Source organism: Shewanella submarina (assembly GCF_042646185.1).
In the GTDB taxonomy this organism is placed as follows: domain Bacteria; phylum Pseudomonadota; class Gammaproteobacteria; order Enterobacterales; family Shewanellaceae; genus Shewanella; species Shewanella corallii.
Map to the genome: position 1 here is coordinate 1 of NZ_JBHRTD010000026.1, position 595 is coordinate 595.

At 51.1% G+C, this 595-nt stretch carries 3 tRNA genes; all 3 read right to left on the bottom strand.

The features are described from left to right. Positions 1–58 precede the first annotated feature (58 nt). The 3 genes from ACFOE0_RS23215 to ACFOE0_RS23225 all read right to left on the bottom strand — a co-directional run bounded on the left by ACFOE0_RS23215 (position 59) and on the right by ACFOE0_RS23225 (position 467). Positions 59–134, bottom strand: a tRNA-Glu gene (locus ACFOE0_RS23215). A gap of 77 nt (positions 135–211) precedes the next feature. Then, positions 212–287 (bottom strand) — tRNA-Glu (locus ACFOE0_RS23220). Positions 288–391: 104 nt separating this feature from the next. Further along, a tRNA-Ala gene (locus ACFOE0_RS23225) sits at positions 392–467 on the bottom strand. Positions 468–595 lie beyond the last annotated feature (128 nt).

The following is a 595-nucleotide window of genomic DNA, read 5'->3' on the forward strand; positions in this document are numbered from 1 at the left end:
TGCAAAGAGTGAATACTCATTAAGCCCTGTAGGCTAAGACTTAACGCTTTAGAAAATGTGGCATCCCCTAGGGGATTCGAACCCCTGTTACCGCCGTGAAAGGGCGGTGTCCTAGGCCTCTAGACGAAGGGGACCCCGGACTGCATTAGACTCTGCAAAGAGTGAACACTCGTTAAGCCCTGTAGGCTAAGACTTAACGCTTTAGAACATGTGGCATCCCCTAGGGGATTCGAACCCCTGTTACCGCCGTGAAAGGGCGGTGTCCTAGGCCTCTAGACGAAGGGGACCCCGGACTGCACTCTTTGCAAATAAGAAATACTCTGCAAAGAATGACTTCTCGTTAAACCCTGTAGGCTAAGATTTAACGCTTTAACTTTCCACATGGAAAAGTTGGTGGAGCTACGCGGGATCGAACCGCGGACCTCTTGCATGCCATGCAAGCGCTCTCCCAGCTGAGCTATAGCCCCGTATTTTCGTTATTCAACGAAATATCTGGATCGGTATCTTCTGGTGTTTGATACCGCCGTGCCATTGTTGATAGCGCGGTGTCCCACCGCCATCGGCGTCAGAACAAAATATGTGGCATCCCCTAGGG